The sequence below is a fragment of the Cellulosimicrobium funkei genome (genome assembly GCF_001019615.1).
Taxonomy (GTDB): domain Bacteria; phylum Actinomycetota; class Actinomycetes; order Actinomycetales; family Cellulomonadaceae; genus Cellulosimicrobium; species Cellulosimicrobium cellulans_E.
This window is the reverse complement of sequence record NZ_JNBQ01000009.1, coordinates 92337-111960: the sequence shown is the minus strand read 5'-3', so window position 1 is coordinate 111960 and position 19624 is coordinate 92337. Positions and strand designations below refer to the sequence as shown.

Annotated in this window: 14 protein-coding genes; 1 reads left to right on the top strand and 13 read right to left on the bottom strand. The window is 72.5% G+C overall.

Annotation, left to right across the window (positions count from 1 at the left end):
• The 9 genes from FB00_RS10145 to FB00_RS10105 form a co-directional block, all read right to left on the bottom strand.
• A partial coding sequence (locus tag FB00_RS10145; protein ID WP_047232782.1) for a prephenate dehydrogenase/arogenate dehydrogenase family protein occupies positions 1–362 on the bottom strand: 362 nt, incomplete at its 3' end.
• Positions 356–1318 (bottom strand): prephenate dehydratase, encoded by a 963-nt coding sequence (locus tag FB00_RS10140; RefSeq protein ID WP_047232781.1) that lies wholly within the window; start codon positions 1316–1318, stop codon positions 356–358. The genes FB00_RS10140 and FB00_RS10145, both read right to left, overlap by 7 nt.
• Positions 1315–2220: a hypothetical protein gene (locus tag FB00_RS10135; protein WP_047232780.1), complete on the bottom strand. Its 906-nt coding sequence runs from the start codon at positions 2218–2220 to the stop codon at positions 1315–1317. The genes FB00_RS10140 and FB00_RS10135 overlap by 4 nt, the downstream gene beginning before the upstream one ends.
• 31 nt (positions 2221–2251) lie before the next feature.
• Positions 2252–5371, bottom strand: coding sequence for a VanW family protein (locus FB00_RS22720; protein WP_082141194.1), 3120 nt, complete (start codon positions 5369–5371; stop codon positions 2252–2254).
• Positions 5372–5447: 76 nt separating this feature from the next.
• Positions 5448–5897, bottom strand: coding sequence for a hypothetical protein (locus tag FB00_RS10125; RefSeq protein WP_181446398.1), 450 nt, complete (start codon positions 5895–5897; stop codon positions 5448–5450).
• 10 nt (positions 5898–5907) lie between these two features.
• Positions 5908–6942, bottom strand: a complete 1035-nt coding sequence (locus FB00_RS10120) for a PIG-L family deacetylase (RefSeq protein WP_231581795.1) — start codon at positions 6940–6942, stop codon at positions 5908–5910.
• Positions 6943–6955: 13 nt separating this feature from the next.
• Positions 6956–8866 carry a translational GTPase TypA gene (gene typA / locus FB00_RS10115; protein WP_047232779.1) on the bottom strand — a complete coding sequence of 637 codons (1911 nt, stop codon included), beginning with the start codon at positions 8864–8866 and terminating at the stop codon, positions 6956–6958.
• 220 nt (positions 8867–9086) lie between these two features.
• The gene (locus FB00_RS10110; RefSeq protein ID WP_082141193.1) at positions 9087–10856 is read right to left on the bottom strand and encodes a BCCT family transporter; all 1770 of its coding nucleotides are present in this window, start codon (positions 10854–10856) and stop codon (positions 9087–9089) included.
• A gap of 134 nt (positions 10857–10990) precedes the next feature.
• The gene (locus tag FB00_RS10105) at positions 10991–12820 is read right to left on the bottom strand and encodes an ABC transporter ATP-binding protein (RefSeq protein WP_047232778.1); all 1830 of its coding nucleotides are present in this window, start codon (positions 12818–12820) and stop codon (positions 10991–10993) included.
• A 65-nt stretch (positions 12821–12885) separates the two neighbouring features.
• On the opposite strand from FB00_RS10105, the gene FB00_RS21065 reads away from it, so the two are divergent.
• Positions 12886–13464, top strand: coding sequence for a PH domain-containing protein (locus tag FB00_RS21065; RefSeq protein WP_052877574.1), 579 nt, complete (start codon positions 12886–12888; stop codon positions 13462–13464).
• A gap of 68 nt (positions 13465–13532) precedes the next feature.
• Here the strand turns inward: FB00_RS21065 and FB00_RS10095 are convergent, their stop codons facing one another.
• From FB00_RS10095 to ychF, 4 genes are all read right to left on the bottom strand, one after another.
• The gene (locus FB00_RS10095; RefSeq protein ID WP_047232777.1) at positions 13533–14570 is read right to left on the bottom strand and encodes an ABC transporter permease; all 1038 of its coding nucleotides are present in this window, start codon (positions 14568–14570) and stop codon (positions 13533–13535) included.
• A complete protein-coding gene (locus FB00_RS10090) occupies positions 14567–16096 on the bottom strand; it encodes an ABC transporter permease (RefSeq protein WP_047232776.1) in 1530 nt (509 codons plus the stop codon). The genes FB00_RS10095 and FB00_RS10090 overlap by 4 nt, the downstream gene beginning before the upstream one ends.
• 249 nt (positions 16097–16345) lie before the next feature.
• Complete coding sequence (locus FB00_RS10085; RefSeq protein WP_047232775.1) at positions 16346–18202, bottom strand: ABC transporter family substrate-binding protein; 1857 nt, start codon at positions 18200–18202, stop codon at positions 16346–16348.
• A 324-nt stretch (positions 18203–18526) separates the two neighbouring features.
• Positions 18527–19612: a redox-regulated ATPase YchF gene (gene ychF, locus FB00_RS10080; RefSeq protein ID WP_047232774.1), complete on the bottom strand. Its 1086-nt coding sequence runs from the start codon at positions 19610–19612 to the stop codon at positions 18527–18529.
• Positions 19613–19624: the final 12 nt, after the last annotated feature.

Genomic DNA, 19624 nt, shown 5'->3' with positions numbered 1-19624 from the left:
GCGTCGAGCCCCGCCGACCGGACGGCGTCGCGCACCGCGCCCTTCACGCTGCCGACGTCGGTGACGACGGTCGTGCCGCGCACGTGGCGCGCGACCTCGGTCGCGACCGCCCGCATGGCCCGCAGCGGGACCGCGAGCACGAGGACGTCGGGCTCGGCCGCGCACACGTCGGCCACGTCGCCGACGACCCGCAGGCCCGCGGCGCGCGCGGCGGCACGTGTGGAGGCGGTCGCGTCGTGGGCGGTCACCTCGACGCCCTGCTCGTGCAGGAGCCGCGCGACCGAGCCGCCGACCAGCCCGAGCCCGACGACCCCGACCCGCGGCTCCGTCCCCGCGGCCGGCGCGGGGTCGGGCGTCACCACAGCAGCCCCGTCGCGAGCGCGGCCGGGTCCGCCGAGGAGTCGACGCTGCCCACCGGGACGTGCGCGACGTCCACGTCGGCGTGCACCGACTCGTCCAGCTCGCCGCGCGCGGGCACGACCCCGAGGGTCTTGAGCGAGTCGCCCGCCCGGACCAGGTCGTCGAGCACGGCACGGACCGGGGCGTCCCACGGGGCACCGTCGACGGTCAGCACGAACACGTACGTGCCGGCCACCGCCTTGAGCGGGCGCGTGATGAGGCTCGACAGGTTGACGCCGCGCTCGCCGAAGGACCGCGTGATGCGGGCGAGCACGCCCGGCCCCGTGACGACGGGGGTCACCGCGAGCATCGTGCGCCACGGGCCGTCGCCCCGGGCCCGCGCCGCCTCCAGGGCCGTCGTCGCCTCCGCCCGCGGCGCGAGGACGAGGAACCGCGTCCGGGCGCCGGCGAAGTCCTCGACGGCGCGCTCGAACGCCTCGAGGCCGTAGAGCTCGCCGCAGATCGTCGGCCCCAGCGCGACCTGGTGGGGACCGGCGTCCCGGCACGCCGCCGCGTTCGACGACGCGGCGAGCGGGGCGAGGCCGGTCCGGCGGACGAACTCCTGGCACTGCGCGAGGCCGTGCGGGTGGGCGGTGACCTCCGTCAGCTCGCCGTGGCCGGGCCGCACGAACGCGTCGAACGAGATGTCGAGCACGACCTCGTCGACCGCGACGACCGTCGCGCTCCCGACGATCGCGTCGAGCGACGGCACCACGTAGCCCTCGACCGTGTTCTCGATCGCGACGACGCCGCGCGCGAGCTCTCCGGCGGCGACCCCGGCGAACACGTCCGCCACCGTCGTGCGCGCGGCGAGGCCGGCGGACCGGTCGGCCCGGCCGTCCGCGTGGTCGGCGCACCACACGGCTGCCGCCTGGTGCGTGAACGACCCCTCCGGGCCGAGGTAGCCGACGACGCTCACGCGCGCACGGGGTCCGGTGCCGACGCCCAGCGCGGCGCGAGCGCGTCCGGGCCGGGCACGAACTCCTGCCCGGGCAGGACGGCCAGCAGGCGGTGCGCGACGCCCCGCTCCGCGAAGCCCGCGAGGAGACCGTCGAGCGTCCCCGCGTCGGGGCAGGAGAACGCGCAGAAGAAGATGTGGGGTCCGGCCTGGGAGCGGTGGCTGCGCAGGTGCTGGAGGTCGATGCCTGCCTGGGCCACGAGCGCGAGCGTCTCCTGGAGCGAGCCGCGGTGGTCGTCCCGCGGCCCGAACGCGAGCCAGACCTGGGCGACGCCCTCGGCCCGCGGTACGGCGCCCCGGCTCTCCAGGAGGCCGTACCAGACGGGCGCGCCGTCGCCGAGGACCTCGCTCCCGGCGAGCTCGGCGTACCCGAGCGCGGCGAGCGGTCCCGCGGCGACGGAACGCTCGACGACGAGGCTGCCGTCGGGGCCGGCGAGCGCGATGCGCTCCTCCAGGCTCGTCCGCGTCGGGACGAGGGACGGGCTCACGCCCATCGTGCGCAGCACGTGGCGGCGGTCGCGCATGCCCGCCTCGTCCACGACGACGTGCCCCGTCAGGTCCCGCGCGGCGCCCGAGCGCCCGACCCAGACCCACTGCGCCGGCACGGCCGACGCCCCCGTGAGCACGAGCGAGGGCGGCGCGGCGAGCAGCGCCCGCTCCAGCTCGTGCGACGGCTGTGCCGGGTGCCCCAGGTGCACGACGGCGGACAGGCCGTCGATGCTCGCGACGGTCGACAGCGTCGCGGTCGTCGACCCGAGGTCGAGCAGCGCGTCCGCCTCGGCGGGGTCGCCCTCGACCCAGCCCGCCGCCGTGGCCGCGAGGAGCGCCTGCGCGCCCGACTCCCGTTCGCTCCGTCCGAGCATGGGACCTCCGTGTGTGTGGTGGACCGGTCGTCTACTCGCAGACGACCGCGTTGTCCGGCTTGTACGTCCACCGGTAGGACTCGTCCTTGACGAGCTCGCCCTCGTGGTAGACCTTGCGGTAGTTCGTGATGGAGAAGCCCGGGCTGCCCGCGGGGGTGGGGGCGCAGTCGGCGCCCGAGTGCGTGACCGTCGTCGGCTGGACCACGTTCGACTTGCCGCTCGACGACGTCTCCACGTCGTAGTACTTGGTGCTCCAGATCGCGACGTGCAGCTCGCCCCCGCCGACCCAGGACTGCATGAGGACGCCGTACGGCGTGTCGTTCTTGAACTTCATGTCGATCGACCCGACGAAGATCGTCGCCTCGCGCCCCGCGGGGTACCGCTCGAACCAGTAGCTGTGGGGCCGGTGCTCGACGTCCTCGAGGCCGGCGAAGAACCCGGCGTTGTACGTGGTCGTCGCCATCTGCGACAGACCGCCGCCGACGCCCTCCGTGTGCCGCCCGCTCTCGACGATGCCCGCCGCGAAGTAACCGCCCTCGAGCGTGATGGGCGACAGCGTGTCGACGAGCGAGAACGTCTCGCCCGGCTTCACGAGGGTCCCCGTCACCTTCTCCGCGCCGCGGCGCAGGTTCGCGGTGCGGACCGGGACGTTCGGCACGGGGGTCGAGAACTCCGAGACCTTCTCCTTGATCCCGAGCGCCTCGAGCGCCGCGACCGACTGCTCGGGGTCCGACTCGACGAGCTCGACCGTCGCGGTCCGCTCGTCGCCCGACGCCGCCGTCGTGACGGCCGCCGCGATGGCCGCCGGGTCGATCGTCGTACCGGGCTCCCCGCCCTCGATCACCGGGGCGCCGTCCTGGAAGACGAAGTGCGCGTCGTCGGCGGCGGTGAGCAGGTCGCTCGTCCGGTCGACCACCGAGTCCACGAGCGTCGCGCCGTCGAAGGTGAGGGTCAGCACCCCGTCCGTCGCCGGGAACGACGCGGCCGCCGCGAGGGCCTCCGGCGGGAGCTCGGGGTTCTGCCCCCCGACCGACACGACGACGGGCGCGGACACGACCTTCTCCGCCTGCGCGAGCGCGGCGTCCGTCTCCTCCTGCGTGATCGCGGGCTCCACGGGCTCGGTCGGCAGCGCGACCGGGCCGTCCGTGACGAGCCAGCTCGACGTGATGGCCGCCGGGACCTCGTCCGTCACGAGGGCCGAGCCGTCGGCCGCCGGCGTGCTCGTCGGGGCACCGTCCACGAACTGCACCGTGCCGTCGACCGGCTCGATCTCGAGGCTCCCACGCAGCGCCTCGACCTGGGCGTCGAGCGCCGCGTCGTCCACGGAGACCACCGGGGCCTCGTCCTCGCCGCCGAACAGGTGCTGCCACAGCCGGGCCGGGCTCATGGAGAACGCCGTGAGCTCTTCCGCGGTGGCCGCGGCGTCGAAGGTCAGGCCCGCGGCCGCCGGGTCGAGCGTCGTGCTCGCCTCGCCCGCCGTGAGCGCCACCGGCTCGGCCGCACGCGGGCCGAGCTCGGACTCGAGCCTGTCCTGCGCCGCCGTCCGGGTGAGTCCCCCGACGTCCACGCCGGCGACGCTCGTCCCGCTCGGCACCTTGTCGGAGAAGAACCACTGCGCGCCCGTGTAGAGGCCGCCGAGGACGAGGACGCCGATGCCCGTCCACATCAGCCCGCGCACCCAGCCGCGCCGGGGCGCGTCCTCCTCGAAACCGTCGAAGGGCGACGCCTGCCGGGACTCGTCGGGCGGGACCGGGCCGAAGGCGCTTCCCAGGCCCGCCGCCGCCGGTGCGGCCGCGGGCGTCGCGCCCGGGGTCGCCGTCGGGTCCGCCGCGGGGGTCGTGGCCGGAGCACCCGGTCGGACGGAGGTCCGGACGACCGGGGCGGGGCGGGACCACGGGTCGACGGGCGGGATGACCTGGGTGGCGTCCGCGGCCGGCGCGGGGGTCGGGTCCGCAGCCGCGGGGTCCGGGGCGGTCGGCGACGGCGCGGGTGCCTGCGGCGGCACCACGGGCACGACGGCGGTCCGCTCGGCCTCGGGCTCCTCCACCGTGGGCGCCACGGCGATCGGCTCGGCCGGAGGGTCGTCCGCCGCGACGTCCGGACCGTCCGAGGGCGTCGCCGCCTGCTCCTCGGTCCCGGGCGCCGGGACGAGCACGGCCGGGACGCTGGGGTCGAACGCGAAGACGCGGGGCACGTACGGCTCCTCCTCGTCCTCCTCGCCGTCGTCCTCCTCGTCCGGGGACGACGGCGGGTCGACCGTCCCGGCGGGCGCGGTCGACGACGGGTCGGTCTCCGCCACGGGGGCCGAGCCGGCGGACCGCGCCTCGGGCGCGGGTGCGGCGCTCGACGCCTCGTCCGCCGCCGGAGCCTCCACGGCACCGTCCGCGACCGGGTCCGTCGTGGCGTCTGCCGCCTCCGTCGCGGCCGCGTCCGGTGCGGAGCCGTCCTCGGTCCCGACGGCCGTCCCGGCCGCAGCCGCCGCGGGCTCGCCGGCCGGCGCCGGTACCTGCGCCGCGTCGTCGGGAGCGTCGTCCGCGGCGGTCGAGGCGGCGTCGGCCGCCTGAGCGCTCGGGACGGCGTCGGCCTGCGGCACGACGCCCTCCGCGCCCTCCGACAGGTCCGGCCGGGCCTCGGCCACCTCGATGACCGCCGTCTCGTCCGGATCGACCGGGGCGTCGGACCGCTCGTGCGGGGCTGCCGGCTCGGCAGCCGCGACCGGCTCGGCAGGAGCCACCGGCTCGGCGGGCGTCGCCGGCTCAGCAGGCGCCGCCGGCTCAGCTGGCGCCGTCGGCTCGGCGGGCGCCTCCGGCTCGGCCGCCCCGCTGCCGGCGGCCGGGGTGTCCTGGTCGACCGGCGTCACGGGCTCGCTGACCTCGTCCGCAGCGGCGACCTCGCCCGGAGCGGCGACCTCGGCCGTGCCGACCCGTGGTGCGTCGTCGTCCACCGCGGGCGCGGAGTCGGCGGGGACACGGGCCTCGTCGGCGACGTCACCGTCGTCCGTGCCGGGCCGCTCGGAGACGTCGGCCGTCCCGGACGCCTCGGCGCTCTCGTCGACGGGGGCGGGCTCGGGGCGGGGACCGGGGGTCCCGGTCCCGGGGACGGCGTCCTGAGGGGAGTCGAGATCGGCGTCTCGGTCGGTCGGCTGACCCATCCACTGTCTCCGTGACGAAAGGCGCGCGGCTGTCCGCGCGACGACGAGGGGTGTGCGGGGATCCGCACCGCGAATTCTAGCGGGACGCGAGGGTGTCCTCAGGTCCGTCGTGCCTGGTGGGACGGCCGTGGAGCGCCGGGCGGACGGGCCGGTCGCTGAACCACGAGCGCGGCAGGAACGCGACCGCAGCGACGACGAGCAGGCCCCCGTAGATCCAGACGTACCCGACGGGCTCGCTGGGCACCAGGACGTCGCCGCCGGGGCCCTCGAGCGAGAGCAGCTGGACCACGACGACCCATCCGATGCCGTAGCCGAGCAGGCCGGCCATGCCGCCCCAGGCGCGCGCGAGGGTGCCGGCCGCGAAGACGGTCACGAGTGCGAGCACGATGCCCAGCCCGACGCCTCCGGGGAGGTCGACACCGAGCAGGTGCGCCCGGTGCGCGACGGTGCCGACGAGCCCGACGATCGCACCGACGAGCGCGCACGCCACCCCGCGGCCGACGAGCCGCCCCATACCGGTCTCCACGGGCCCCAGGTTAACGTGTGGGCCCGGGCCGGACCTGGTCGCCGAGGAGAGCGCCGCCGGAGGGAGCGTAGAACTCGTGTGAAGGGACGGGGGCCAGCACGTCGTTGCTGAGCGCGTACCAGCCCAGCACGCCCTCGGGGCCCTCCCCCGTGACCGAGCCCGCTTCGGCGACCGCGGCGGTGACGCGCTGGACCTGCGTCGCGTGCTCCCGCATCGCGGCGAGGAGCTCGTCGAGGACGGGCGCCACCGGCACGGTCGCGAGCGGGGGCAGCGACGCGTCGGGGCGTGCGAACGGCGGCAGGTCCTCGTCCGGGTCGGGCAGGACGAGGTCGGCGTCGTCCGCGAGGAGGGCTCGGACCGCGGGATGCGCCGCGAGGGCGCGCCGCGCGGCGCGCACCGTGCTCGCGGGGGCCACCGCCAGCCAGAGCGCGGGCACGGGCTCGCCCGCGGCGTCGAGCAGCTCGAGCGCCCGGACGGTCACGTCGTGCGCGCGCACGTGGTCGGGGTGCCCGTAGCCGCCCCCGGGCTCGTACGTCGCGACGACCGCGGGGCCGCGGTCGCGCACGACCGCGGCCAGCAGCGCGGCGGCCTCGTCGAGCGGGACGCCGACGAACGCCCGGGGCGGGAGGTCCGCCGCGGCGCTCGCGACGCCCGGCGCGACCCAGGCCATGCCGGAGTCCTCGAACCGGGGTGGCGCACCGCCGTCGGGCATCGCGCCCGGCCCGGGGAGCGCGACCGCGTCGAGGAAGACGTGGTCCGCGACGCCGAGGGCGGCGAGCGCGCGAGCGAGCTCGCCCTCGCGGTGCGTGGCGAGGGCGGGACCGACGCCCTCGAGGTGCCCGACGCCCGTCGGGTGCGCGGGCGTGTCGATCACCTCGCCCCGCTCGCCGCGCGTGCACGTCACGACGGTGACGCGCTGACCCGACCCGGCCCACGTCGCGAGGAGCGCGCCCGTGGCGAGCGTCTCGTCGTCGGGGTGGGCGTGCACGGCCAGCAGGCCGCCGTCGGGCACGACGGCGGCCTGCTGGGAGGTCGGGACGGTCACCCGTGAGGCGACGTCAGGCGCGCTTGGCGCGCGAGACCGCGCGGGCGCGCTCGGTCTGGTCGAGCAGCACCTTGCGGATGCGCACGACCTCGGGCGTGACCTCGACGCACTCGTCCTCGCGGGCGAACTCGAGCGACTCCTCGAGCGTGAGGTGGCGCGGCGGGATGAGGTTCTCGAAGTTGTCGGCCGTCGAGGACCGCATGTTCGTGAGCTTCTTCTCCTTGGTGATGTTCACGTCCATGTCCTCGTTGCGCGAGTTCTCGCCGACGATCATGCCCTCGTAGACCTCCTGGGTGGGGTCGACGAAGAACGAGCCGCGCTCCTGGAGGTTGATCATCGCGAACGGCGTCACCTTGCCGGCGCGGTCGGCCACGAGCGAGCCCGTCGTGCGGGTCTCGATGTGCCCGGCCCACGGCTCGTAGCCCTCGGAGATCGAGGCCGCGATGCCCGTGCCGCGCGTCTCCGTGAGGAAGCGCGTGCGGAAGCCGATGAGCCCACGCGCCGGGACCATGAACTCCATGCGGATCCAGCCGGTGCCGTGGTTGGACATGGTCTCCATGCGGCCCTTGCGCTGCGCGAGGAGCTGCGTGACGTTGCCGAGGTACTCCTCGGGGACGTCGATGGTCATGCGCTCCATCGGCTCGTGCGTCTTGCCGTCGATCGTGCGCGTGACGACCTGCGGCTTGCCGACCGTGAGCTCGAAGCCCTCGCGGCGCATCTGCTCGACGAGGATCGCGAGCGCGAGCTCGCCGCGGCCCTGGACCTCCCACGCGTCGGGGCGCTCGGTCGGGAGCACGCGCAGCGACACGTTGCCGACGAGCTCGGAGTCGAGGCGGTCCTTGACCTGGCGCGCCGTGACCTTGTGGCCCTTGCCGCCCTTGCCCGCGAGCGGCGACGTGTTGATCCCGATGGTCATGGAGATCGCCGGGTCGTCGACCGTGATGAGCGGGAGGGGACGCGGGTCCTCGGGGTCGGTGAGCGTCTCGCCGATCGTGATGTCCGCGATGCCCGCGACGGCGACGATGTCGCCGGGCGCGGCCGACTCCGTGGGGACGCGGTCGAGCGCCTTGGTCTCGAGGAGCTCGGTGATCTTGACGTTCTGGAGCGTGCCGTCGTGCCGGGCCCACGCGACGACCTGGCCCTTGCGGAGCTCGCCGTTGAAGATGCGCAGCAGCGCGAGGCGGCCGAGGAACGGCGACGCGTCGAGGTTCGTGACGTGCGCCTGGAGCGGCGCGCCCTCGTCGTACGTCGGCGCGGGGATCTTCTCGAGGATGGTCGTGAAGAGCGGCTCGAGGTCCTCGTTCGAGGGGAGCTGGCCGTCCACGGGCTGGTCGAGCGACGCGCGACCGGCCTTGGCCGACGCGTAGACGACCGGGACGTCGAGGATGGCGTCGAGGTCGAGGTCGGGCACCTCGTCCGCGAGGTCGGAGGCGAGACCCAGCAGCAGGTCGGTCGCCTCGGCGACGACCTCGGTGATGCGCGAGTCCGGGCGGTCGACCTTGTTGACGACGATGATGACCGGGAGCTTCGCGGCGAGCGCCTTGCGCAGCACGAACCGGGTCTGCGGGAGCGGGCCCTCGCTCGCGTCGACGAGGAGGACGACGCCGTCGACCATCGACAGGCCGCGCTCGACCTCGCCGCCGAAGTCGGCGTGGCCGGGGGTGTCGATCACGTTGATCGTGATGCCGTCGGGCTCCCCCACCGCGGCGGCGGCCGGGCCGGCGTAGCGGACCGCGGTGTTCTTCGCGAGGATGGTGATGCCCTTCTCGCGCTCGAGGTCGCCGGAGTCCATGACGCGGTCGTCCACGTGCTGGTGCGCGGAGAAGGCGCCGGACTGGCGCAGCATCGCGTCGACGAGCGTGGTCTTGCCGTGGTCGACGTGGGCGACGATCGCCACGTTGCGCAGGTCGGAGCGCACAGACATCTACGGTTCTCATTTCGTGGGGTTCGAGGGGCGACGACGGCCGGCCACCTCTGCGCGCACGGCGCGGGAGCAGCCCGCCGCGGCATCACGGAGCACGGGCCGTCACCCGGGCACGGCTATCCTACCGGGTCGCGCTTCCCGCCACCATGACCCGCGTCACTCCGCCGCCGCGCTCGCCGCACCCGGCCCCCGCGCCGGTCCCGCCGCGGCGCCGACGGCGTCACCTCGGCGAGCCCTTGCGCGGGCGCCGGGCCAGCGCGCGCCACCGGTCCGGGCGGTCCGGGTAGAGCTCCTCCCACTGCTCCGAGATGCTCTCCGACACGCGGGTCGTCACGTGCTCCGTCAGCGCCGTGCGCGCAGCCCTGCGCTCGGCGCGCAGGATCGCGGCATGCTCCGCGCGCAGGGCGCGCACGGTGGAGACGGCCATCCCGATCATGACGACGGAGAACGGCAGCGCGATGAGGATCGCCGCGGTCTGGAGCGCCTGGAGCCCGCCGGCGAGCAGGAGCGCGATCGCGAGCAGCCCCGACACGCCCGCCCAGAAGATGCGGCTCCACGTGGGCGGGTTCGGGTTGCCCCCGCTCGCGAGCATGTCCACGACGAGCGAGCCCGAGTCCGACGACGTCACGAAGAACACGACGATCAGCAGGATCCCCACGACCGAGAGGACGTTGCCGAGCGGCAGGCCGTCGAAGAGCTGGAACAGCGTCGTGTCGGTGTCGACCGCGCCGTCGACGAGCATGCTCCCCGGCTCGGTCAGCTCGCGGTAGAGGGCCGACCCGCCGAAGACCGAGAACCACAGGGTCGTGACGACCGTCGGGACGAGGAGCGTCCCGAGGACGAACTCGCGCACCGTGCGCCCGCGCGAGATCCGGGCGATGAAGACGCCGACGAAGGGTGCCCACGAGATCCACCAGCCCCAGTAGAAGATCGTCCACGAGGACTGCCACTCGAGCCCGGCCTCGCCCTGGAACGCGGTCGTGTCGAACGACAGCCGGACGATGTTCTGGACGTAGTAGCCGAGAGACTGGACCCACTCGCGCAGCAGGAAGAGGGTCGGTCCCAGGGCCAGCACGAGGACCAGGACGACCCCGGCCAGGATCATGTTGCCGTTGGACAGCCACTTGATCCCCTTGCCCAGCCCCGACACGACCGAGATCGTCGCGAGCGCGGAGATCGCCGCGATGAGCCCGATCTCGAGGGCCGTGCTCGGCTGCACCACGTCGAGGTAGCCGAGGCCCGCGGCGATCTGGAGGACGCCGAAGCCGAGCGACGTCGCCACCCCGAACACCGTGCCGATGATCGCGACGACGTCGATGACGTCCCCGAGCCGGCCCCTGACCCGGTCCCCGAACAGCGGCTCGAGCGCCCACCGGATCGACACCGGCCGGCCCTTGCGGTGGATCGCGTAGGCGAGCGCGAGGCCCGCGACGACGTAGATCGCCCACGCGTGGACGCCCCAGTGGAGGTAGCTCTGCCCCATCGCGGCCTGGGCGAGCGCCGGGTCGCTCCCCTCGACGCCCGGCTTGGGGCTCACGTAGTGCGACAGCGGCTCCGCCACGCCCCAGTAGACGAGCCCGATCCCCATGCCCGTCGCGAAGAGCATCGCGAACCAGACGGGCAGCCGGAACAGCGGCTCGTCCTCGTCCTTGCCGAGCACGATGTCGCCGAAGCGGCTCAGGCCCATCCACAGGGAGAAGACCACGAACCCTGCCACGACGATCACGTAGTACCAGCCGAAGACGCCGATGACGTCCCGCTGGAGCGTGTCCATGAGCGCCGTCACCGTGTCGGTGAAGAAGATGGTCGCGAGCACGAAGAGCAGGATGATCCCGGCCGCCGGGTAGAAGACCCGAGGGTCCGGGCGTCCGGTGCGAGGGCTGTCGAGGTCGTCGGCTGCCGTGGCCCCGCAGGCGGGAGGGCCCGCGTCCGCCGACCCGGCATGGTCCGGGCCGGGCGTCCCCGGCACGTCGTCCTCGGCTCGTGTCATGCCTCCCAGGCTTGCCGCGCAGCCGGTCTCCGGCAACCGGAACGCCCCGGCGGGGGCCACGATCGTGGCCCCCGCCGGGGCGTCAGGTCAAGGGCCGAGGGCGGTACCCGCCCTCCCCGGTGGGGTCCCGGGACTCAGAACCCCGCGCCCGCCGTGGGAGGCGCGCTCCGCTCGTGGTCGATGTCGTCACGCGACTCGGCGAGCGAGCGCTCCTCGTCCACGAGCGACGACAGCTCGTCGTTCGCGATGTCGCGCGCCGCGGCCTCGAGCAGCGCGTCGCGCGCGGCACGGCGCTCGCGCTGCGCCGCCGGGTCCGGCACCGGCACCGCGGCGAGGAGACGCTGCGTGTACGGGTGCTGGGGGGCGTGCACGATCTGCGACGTCGCGCCCACCTCGACCAGCTTGCCCTTGTGCATCACGGCGATGCGGTCGGACAGCATCTCGACGACCGCGAGGTCGTGCGAGATGAACAGGCACGCGAAACCGTGCTCACGCTGGAGGTCCGTGAACAGGTCGAGGACCTTGGCCTGCACGGACACGTCGAGCGCCGACGTCGGCTCGTCCGCCACGAGCAGCTTGGGCTCGAGCGAGAGCGCACGGGCGATGCCGACGCGCTGGCGCTGGCCACCCGAGAGCTCGTGCGGGTAGCGGTTGCGCATCGCGCGCGGCAGCTCGACCTGGTCGAGCAGGCGCTCGACCTCGCGGCTGAGCTCCTTGCCCTTCACGCCCTTGTGCAGCATGAGCGGCTCGCCGATGGACTCGCCGATCGGCAGGCGCGGGTTGAGCGACGACCCCGGGTCCTGGAACACGATGCCCACCTCGGTGCGCAGCGGCTTGAGGTCCTTGACCGTGGCGCCCACCATGTTCCTGCCGACGATCTCGAGCGAGCCCCCGGTGACCGGCAGGAGGCCGACGGCCGCGCGACCGATCGTCGTCTTGCCCGATCCCGACTCGCCGACGAGCCCGAGGACCTCGCCCTGGCGGATCTGCATCGACACCTCGTCGACGGCGCGGAACGCGGCCTGGCGGCGTCGACCCGGGTACTCGATGACCATGTCCTGCGCGTCGAGCACGAGCGGGCGCTCCTGCGCCGCGGCCGCCGGGACGCGGTCCGTGGTCGTGGTCGCCTCGCGCGTGGAGCCGAGGTGCGGCACCGCCTCGAGCAGGCGGATCGTGTACGGGTGCTTCGGCGCGCCGAAGATCTCGGCCGACGTGCCGCGCTCGACGACCTGGCCGTCCTTCATGACCATGATCGAGTCGGCCATGTCGGCCACCACGCCCATGTCGTGCGTGATGAGGATGATCGCCGCGTCGACCCGGTAGCGCAGGTCGCGGAGCAGCTTGAGGATCTCGGCCTGGACCGTGACGTCGAGCGCCGTGGTCGGCTCGTCGGCGACGAGGAGCTTGGGGTCGCACGCGAGCGCCTGGGCGATCATGGCGCGCTGGCGCTGACCGCCGGAGAGCTGGTGCGGGTACGCGTCGAAGCGGCGCTCCGGCTCCGGGATCTCGACGAGCCGCAGGAGCTCGATCGCGCGCTTCTTCGCGTCCGCGGGACCGACGTTGAAGTGCGTCCGGATGGTCTCGACGATCTGGAAGCCCACCGTGTACACGGGGTTCAGCGCCGTCATCGGCTCCTGGAAGATCATGGAGATCTCCTTGCCGCGGACGTGCCGCAGCGAGCCGTGCGACATGCCGATGAGCTCGCGGTCGCCGAGCTTGGCGGAGCCGCGCGCACGACCGTTCGGCGGGAGCAGGCCCAGCAGCGCGAGCGACGACTGGGACTTGCCCGAGCCGGACTCGCCGACGATCGCGAGGACCTCACCGGAGTGGAGGTCGTAGCTCACGTCCGTGGCCGCGGGGTACCAGGCCTTGTCGACGTAGAAGTCCACGCCGAGGTTGCGCACGGTCAGCACGGGGCTGCCCTGGCGCGCGGCCGGGGCCGCGGGAGACGTCTCGATGGCCACGCTGATCAGTGTCCTTCCTGCTGGAGCCGGCGCTCGTGGCGCCTCGACTCTGCGAGCATGGGCGCATGGGTCCCACGCTGGTCTTCCGTTCGACGTACGGCCGAGTCCTCACGGTGGCGACGGGCGCCGTCGCCGTCGCCCTGGTCGTGGTCACGGCCGTGACGGGGGACGTCGTCGCGGTCCTGGGGGCTCTGCTCCCCGCCGCGCTCGTGACGTACCTCGTCTGGATGCTGTTCTGGCGTCCCGCCGTCGAGGTGTCCGACGGCGGGATCGAGGTCCGCAACGTCGCCCGCACCGTCCACGTGCCGTGGACCGTGTACGAGGGCGTCGAGACCCGGTACTCGCTCGAGGTGCGCTACCAGGGCGGCAGAGTGACCGCCTGGGCGGCGCCCCGGTCGAGCGGATCGGCTCGCTGGCTGCGCAGCTCCCGCAGGAACCCCGTCGACCGCGAGCGCGTGGTGAACGGCGCGAACGCCGAGGCCGTCGCCGAGGCCGTCACGCAGCGGCACGGCCTGCTCGCGGCCGCCGGCCACCTCGATCGTGCGGTTCCGGGGGCTCCCGGTGCCCGCACGACGTGGCACGTCGTGCAGCTCGCCGTGCTGGGCGCGCTCGTCGTGGGGACGGCCGTGGCGCTCACCGCCTGACCTCGTCGGCGCACCGCGCCGCCCGCGAGGTCCACGACCTCCCGGGCGGGCGGCGACGACGGCGGTCATCAGCTCGCCCCGGCCTCACCGGTCGCGCCCGGCGTGGCGGCGGCCGTGGGACGCGCGACGCGCTTCGCGCGCGCCATCTTGCGCTCCGACGGGATCCGCTTCTGGCGCGGGTCGAACGCGTCGCGCAGGCCGTCACCGATGAAGTTGACGCACAGCGCGATCGCGACGATGAACAGACCCGGCCACCAGAACAGCCACGGACGCGTCGCGAACGCCTCCTGGTAGTCGCTGATGAGCTTGCCGAGCGAGGTCGCCGGCGCCTGGATCCCGACGCCGAGGTAGCTCAGCGCCGTCTCGAGCAGGATCGCCGAGCTCATGAGCAGCGTGACGTTGACGATGATCACGCCGACCGCGTTGGGCAGCATGTGCTTGAAGATGATCCGCCGGTCGCTCGCGCCGGCGACACGGGCTGCGTCGACGAACTCCCGCTCGCGCAGCGAGAGGAACTCACCGCGCACGAGGCGCGCGAGCGGCGGCCACAGGACGAGCCCGAGGAACGCACCCAGGATGAGCGCGTTGCTGCCACCGGACAGGAGCGCGAGCACCGCGCCGATGACGATGACCGGCATCGTGATGACGAGGTCCGTGAAGCGCATGAGCCACGAGTCGACCCGACCGCGGTAGTACCCGGACAGCGCGCCGAAGAGGACGCCGGCCACCGTCGCGATGACGCCGACGGACAGCACCACGAGGAGCGAGGTCTGCGTGCCCTGCATGACGCGCGCGAACACGTCGCGGCCGGCCTCGTCCTGACCGAAGATGTGCTCGGGCGAGGGCGCTCCCCCGTTGACGAGCGGGTAGGTCGAGCCCTGACCGGACGCCTTGTAGGCGTACCAGCCGTCCCAGCCGCCGATCCCGATGGACGTGATCGCGAGCGCGACGATGCCCACGAGGAAGACGAGCGCGACGACCGCGCCCTTGTGGTGGAAGAAGCGCCGTCGGACGATCTGCCCCTGGGACAGTCCTTCGACCTCGAGGAGCTCGATCTGGTTCTCGGTCGCGCCGCTCTGCGATGCGTCGTTCGGTGTGTTGCTCATGCGTTCACCCGGATCCGCGGGTCGAGGGCTGCGTAGATGAGGTCAGCCACGATGTTGGCGATGATGGCGAGGGCCGCGACGATGACGAGGTACGCCATGACGGGGTCGATCTCGCCTCGTTGCAGCGAGTTGAGGAAGAGCAGGCCCATGCCTGGTCGGGCGAAGACCTTCTCGGTGATGATCGCGCCGCCCAGGAGGGTGATGACGTCGATGGGGACGATCGTCGCGAGCGGGATCAGCGTGTTGCGGAAGCCGTGGCGCATGACGACGGTCCGCTCCGGCAGGCCTTTGGCGCGCGCCGTGCGGATGTAGTCCTGGCTCATCACCTCGAGCATGCTGGCGCGCGAGTAGCGCGTGTATCCGGCGAACTGGATGAGCACGAGCGCGATGGTCGGCAGGAGCAGGTGCGTGTACTGGTCGAGGACCTGCACCCAGAAGTTTCCGCCGAGGTTCGGCGTGCTGTTGCCGATCGTCGGGATGGGCCGGCCGTTGATCGCCGTCGCGTTGAAGTACGCGGGCCAGACGCCCATCACCTTGTCGACGAAGATCATCGAGGCCACGAGGAACGCCGTGATGCCGGAGGCGCGCGCGGACACGCCCTTGTCGGGGCCGCCCCACGCGTACCCGATCCCGATGCCGACGCCGACGGCGACGACCCCGAGGACGAGCACGAGCCACCAGTTGTCCACCTGCTTGAGGACGGACTGGATGGGGAAGTAGATGACGACGCCGACCAGGACCGTGGTCAGGGACGCGTAGAGCGCGCGGCGGTTCTTCAGCCCGGACACCAGCGCGGTGATAGCGAAGGCGAGGGCCGTGCCCGTGACGATGATGATGACCGGACCGAGGTTCGGCTCGGCCCACCACCCGGAGAGCTGGAGGTACAGCAGCGCGAGCACGCTGGCGGCGAAGCCCATCGCGAACACGGTGAGCCGGCGCCTGAGCGTCCCGCCGAAGGCGAGCGACCAGAACAGGCCGATCACGACGCCGACCACGGCGATCACGAGGATCGAGAGGTTCGGGTCCCGGAGGAAGTCGTTGAAGCCGATCGCGCCCCACTGCTTGAGCAGGACGGCGACCCAGAAGGCCGGGAGCGAGTAGAGCACGAACGAGACGAAGATCGTCAGGTAGTCGAAGGTGCTGTACTGGCGCAGCGCGCTGACGATGCCGACCATGACGCCGAAGACGACGGCGAGGACGGTCGCCGCGGCGACGAGCTGGATGGTCGAGATCACCGCGCCCTGGAGCAGGGTGGTGACGGACTGGCCACTCTGCCAGGCCGTCCCGAGGTCACCGGTGACGAAGTCGCCGAGCCACTTGAAGTAGCGGATCACCGAGGGCGTGTCGAGATCGAGCTCGGCGGTGCGCTGGGCGATGAGCTGCGCCTTGTTGGGCTTCGTGCTCGACTCGAGATCCATGAAGATGTACGGCCGGATCGCGGCGTCGACGAGCAGGAACATCGCGAACGTGGACACGAGGAGGGTCGCCAACCCTGCCAGCACACGCCGCGAGATGAAGGAGAACATCGGAGGTCTTACCTCGCTGGTCGGTAGGGACCCCGGGTCTGGGGCCGGTCGATTCTACGCGCGGGTCTCGCGCGATCGTGAACCGAGGGGCACGGGACGCCGTGGTGAGGACGTCGGGGTTCGGGAGCACGCGAGGACCGGGGGTCCCGACGGGCGGGCCGTCGGAGACCCCCGGTCTCCTGCGTCCGGACAGGCCCGCCGCCGTCCTCGCGGACGGCGACGGGCCTCGTCAGGCGGTGTTCAGGACTCTCAGCCCTCGAACGTCCAGTTCCAGAAACCGTGGAAGATCGTCGGGCTGATCGTGATCGACTCGACACCCTTCAGGTTCTCGTCCCAGCCCTGGATGGCCGGGAACTGGAAGATCGTCACACCGAAGCCGTCCGCCCACAGGTTCTTCTCGACCTCGAGCTGGAGCTGGAACTGCTCCTCGGGGTCGGTCGAGACCTGGAGCTTGTCCAGCGCGGCGTCGACGGCCGGGTTGTTGTACTGGCCGTAGTTGTTGACACCGGGGTTCGGCGCCCAGCGGAAGTTCGCGTCCGACTCGGTGACCGCGGTCGACGTGGACTGCCAGCCGAAGAGCGAGGCGTCGTACTGGTCCTGGCCGGTGGCGAGCAGGGTGCCCCACTCGGCGGCCGGGCGGCCCGTGTCGACGATCTCGAAGCCGGCCTGCGAGGCGGTGTCCGTGATGAGCGCGAGCTCGTTCACGCGGCGCGTGTTCTCGTTGTTGTACGCGAAGCGCACCTTGACCGGCGTGGCGACCCCGGCGTCGGCGAGCAGCTGCTTCGCCTTCTCGATGTCACCCGCAGCCGGGTAGAAGTCCGAGCCGTTCTCCGCGACCATCTGGTCGTAGTTCGGCGAGCCCGGGATGAGGATGTTCGAGTTACGCACCTCGGCGTCCGGGTTGAGCGGCTTGATGAGGTTGTCGACGATCGTCTGGCGCGGGATCGTCAGCAGGAACGCCTGGCGGACGGCCTTGGCCTTCTCCGCGTCGCCGCCGTAGGTCTGCGGGTCGAACGGACCCTTGTTCTGGAAGACCAGGTCGACGTGCTCGTACGTGCCCTCGATGCCCGAGTGGGTCTCGATGCCGTCGAGCGCCTCGAGCGCGGTACGGACGTCGGCCGAGGCCTGCGGGCCGATGAGGTCGACCTCACCGTTCTCGAGGGCCTGGACCTGGGCCATCGGGTCCTCGATGTAGCGGACCGTGATGGTGTCGACCGAGCCCTTGTTCTTGCCCTTGAAGTCAGGGTTCGCCTTCAGGGTGAGGTACTGGTTCTCCTTGTAGTCCTCGAGCGTGTAGGCACCGTTCGAGACGTACAGCGCGGGGTCCTCGGGGAGCGAGGTGAACTGGAAGCCCTCGTTCCAGAACTTCGAGATCTTCGACAGCGCGGCGGTGTCGTTGTTGAGGATCGCGTCGCGGACGGCGGCCTTGGCCTCCTCCGCGTCCTCGATGCCGAGCGCCTTCTGGCCGACGACGTGGGCGGGGACGAACTCGTTCGTCCAGCTCAGCTCCCAGTCACCGAACGGCTTGTCGTAGACGACCGTGATGGACTTGTTGTCCTCGGAGATCTCAGGGTTCTGCGAGATCAGGGCGATGCCGGGGTCCGAGCCGTCGAAGTAGACACCGGCGTCCACCTCGGCCTGGTTCGTGACCTCGCCGGTCTCCGGGTCCGTCTCGGCCTCGACCGTGTTGAACTTGCCGGACTGGCCGGCCCAGTCGAGCAGCAGCTCCGTCGCGTCGACCGGCGTGCCGTCCGACCACTTGGTGTCGTCACCGAACGTGTACTTGATGGTCAGCGGGTCGTCCGAGACCTTCTCGTACGTACCGAACGACTCGTCCTGGACGAGGTTCAGGTCGGCGTCGTAGTAGCTGAAGCCAGAGTTCAGCACGTAGTTGATGATCGCGTTCTGCGTCGCGTTGCCGTTCGACGAGCTGAGGTTCAGCTCGTTGAGGGGGGCCTCCCACGCGACCGTGACGGCCGACTCGGTGTTGATGCCCGCGTCGTCGGTCTCGGTCTCGCCGTCACCCGACGTGCCGCTGCACGCGGAGAACAGCAGTGCCCCCGTGACCGTCACGGCGAGGGCGGCACTGGTGCGCCTGATCTTCAATGTTCCTCCTCCAAGGGATGGTGAGCGCGTACGAGGGAGCGTCGTTAGCCCCCCGGCCGCCCCGTCGCCCGCGCGTCCGGATGGTGTCGGCGCGCGTGGACGGGTATGCCCACCACGGTTTGAGGCAACGCTACCCAGCAAGTTGCGTGGCTTCTCCCCCTTGCCCGGTTGCTGCGGTCGATCGTTACCGAGTTGATACTGGCCGGTACGGGTGCGTTTCCACCTCGCGACGGCAGCGAAACACGCGCGAAACGCCGCTGCCCCGACACGACAGCGCCCGCCGCATCTCACGATGCGGCGGGCGCCGTGGCCTGTGACCTGGACTCAGACGTTGAAGCGGAACTCCACGACGTCGCCGTCGGCCATGACGTAGTCCTTGCCCTCGACGCGCGCCTTGCCCGCGGCGCGCGCGGCGGCGACGGACCCCGTCGCGACGAGGTCCTCGAAGGAGACGACCTCGGCCTTGATGAAGCCGCGCTCGAAGTCGGTGTGGATGACCCCCGCGGCCTGCGGCGCGGTCCAGCCCTTGCGGATGGTCCAGGCGCGCGCCTCCTTGGGACCCGCGGTGAGGTAGGTCTGGAGCCCGAGGGTGTCGAACCCGACGCGCGCGAGCTGGTCCAGCCCGGCCTCGTCCTGCCCCGACTCGGCGAGCATCTCCTTCGCCTCGTCCGGCTCGAGCTCGACGAGCTCGGACTCGAACTTCGCGTCGAGGAAGATCGCCTGGGCCGGGGCGACGAGGGCGCGCAGTCGGTCCTGGAGGTCGTCGTCCACGAGGCCGGCGTCGTCGGTGTTGAACACGTAGATGAAGGGCTTGGCCGTGAGGAGCTGGAGGCTCGCGACGTCAGCGAGGTCGAGCCCGGCGGCGGCCGCGCCCTGGAAGAGCGTCGTCCCGGCCTCGAGGATCGCCTGCGCCTTCTGGGCGGCGTCGAGGAGGGCGGCGTCGCCCTTCTTGATCTTCACCTCCTTCTCGAGGCGAGGGACCGTCTTCTCGAGCGTCTGGAGGTCGGCGAGGATCAGCTCGGTGCTGATGGTCTCGATGTCGCCCTCGGCGTCCGTCGAGCCCTCGACGCGGACGACGTCCGGGTCGGCGAACGCGCGGGTCACCTGGCAGATCGCGTCGGCCTCGCGGATGTTCGCGAGGAACTTGTTGCCGAGCCCCTCCCCCTCGCTCGCGCCCTTGACGATCCCGGCGATGTCGACGAACGACACGGTCGCGGGCAGGATGCGCTGGCTGCCGAAGATCTCGGCGAGCTTGTCGAGCCGCGGGTCGGGGAGCGAGACGACGCCGACGTTCGGGTCGATCGTCGCGAACGGGTAGTTCGCCGCGAGGACCTGGTTGCGCGTCAGGGCGTTGAACAGGGTGGACTTGCCGACGTTGGGCAGGCCGACGATGCCGATAGTGAGTGCCACGTCGCCCGAGTC

What these genes read in the sequence shown, in the direction of transcription:
- FB00_RS10110 (WP_082141193.1), bottom strand. Translation starts at nt 10,856, where the DNA reads ATGACACGAGCCGAGGACGACGTGCCGGGGACGCCCGGCCCGGACCAT.
- FB00_RS10095 (WP_047232777.1), bottom strand. Translation starts at nt 14,570, where the DNA reads ATGAGCAACACACCGAACGACGCATCGCAGAGCGGCGCGACCGAGAAC.
- FB00_RS10135 (WP_047232780.1), bottom strand. Translation starts at nt 2,220, where the DNA reads ATGCTCGGACGGAGCGAACGGGAGTCGGGCGCGCAGGCGCTCCTCGCG.
- FB00_RS10090 (WP_047232776.1), bottom strand. Translation starts at nt 16,096, where the DNA reads ATGTTCTCCTTCATCTCGCGGCGTGTGCTGGCAGGGTTGGCGACCCTC.
- FB00_RS22720 (WP_082141194.1), bottom strand. Translation starts at nt 5,371, where the DNA reads ATGGGTCAGCCGACCGACCGAGACGCCGATCTCGACTCCCCTCAGGAC.
- typA (WP_047232779.1), bottom strand. Translation starts at nt 8,866, where the DNA reads ATGTCTGTGCGCTCCGACCTGCGCAACGTGGCGATCGTCGCCCACGTC.
- FB00_RS21065 (WP_052877574.1), top strand. Translation starts at nt 12,886, where the DNA reads ATGGGTCCCACGCTGGTCTTCCGTTCGACGTACGGCCGAGTCCTCACG.